Origin of the sequence: Mesorhizobium sp. M7A.F.Ca.CA.002.05.1.1 (assembly GCF_003998335.1) — a bacterium.
Lineage (GTDB): Bacteria > Pseudomonadota > Alphaproteobacteria > Rhizobiales > Rhizobiaceae > Mesorhizobium.
The window spans coordinates 1-1143 of the sequence record NZ_RZQI01001307.1; the positions used below are offsets into that span (position 1 = coordinate 1).

1 protein-coding gene is annotated in these 1143 nt (G+C 60.5%); it reads left to right on the forward strand.

The window, feature by feature from the left end; translation table 11 throughout:
• Positions 1-149 precede the first annotated feature (149 nt).
• A complete protein-coding gene (locus EN939_RS35115) occupies positions 150-1001 on the forward strand; it encodes an alpha/beta fold hydrolase (RefSeq protein WP_127271933.1) in 852 nt (283 codons plus the stop codon).
• Positions 1002-1143: the final 142 nt, after the last annotated feature.

Here is a 1143-nt window from a genome sequence, read left to right on the forward strand (position 1 = left end):
ATTCGCGATTCCTTCGGTTGTCGCCAGTCTCGCAAATGTCGGCGGGCGCCGCCCGAGCCGTCGGGCCAACACACCGCGGCAGACTGAGCTTGTTGACTAATCTGGCCAAAGCGCGATGCTGGCTACGGACCGAGCCGTAAGGGGGAAACATGACCCGTTTTTGGAAAGCGTTCGCCGTCGTCATCTTGTTCGCAGCGTCGACCACTTTTGCCGCCGCCGAGGAACGTTGGCAGACCTTGCCGGAGCCTGCGGCCATGCCCAAGCCCGATCAGAGCGGATATGCGCCGGTGAACGGCATCCAGATGTACTACGCCGTTTTCGGAGCGGGTGACCCCGTGCTGCTCATCCATGGCGGCCTCGGCCACGCCGACATCTGGGCCAGCCAGGTGGCCACGTTTTCCAAAACCCACAAGGTGATCGTCGCCGACAGCCGTGGTCACGGCCGCTCCACCCGCACCGAGCAGCCCTATGGCTATGACTTGATGGCGTCGGACTATCTGGCACTGCTCGATTACCTGAAGATCGACAAGACCGCGCTCGTCGGCTGGAGCGATGGCGGAATTATCGGTATCGACATCGCACTGCATCATCCGGAGCGGCTGACAAGGCTCTTTGCGCAAGCCGCCAACGTAACCACCGACGGCGTCGATCCGGGCGTGATGACCAACAAGACCTTTGCCGCCTACATCGACCGCTCCGGCCGCGACTACAAGAAGATGTCGAAAACACCGGACCAGTATGACGCCTTCGTGGCGCAGATAAGCCATATGTGGGAGACCGAGCCGGCGTGGACCAAGGAGCAGCTCGCTGAGATAACCACGCCGACGGCGATCGTTGCCGGCGACCATGATGAAGCGATCAAGCGCGAACACACCGAATATATCGCCTCCGCCATCCCGGGCGCGAAGCTGATTATCCTGCCCAACGCCAGTCATTTCGCCATGCTGCAAGCGCCGGATGAATATAACCAGGCTGTGCTGGACTTCATCGACGCCAAATAGCGGATTCTGTGCGGCGACAGGGGGATTGCGATTGCGGCGAATGCGGTTATCCTTCTGGCGAGGATCTTTCTGAACCGTCATTTCGGGGAGTTCGATGTATCGCCTGATGGTCGCAAGTGCCGGTTTTCTTGCCGCTCTGGCC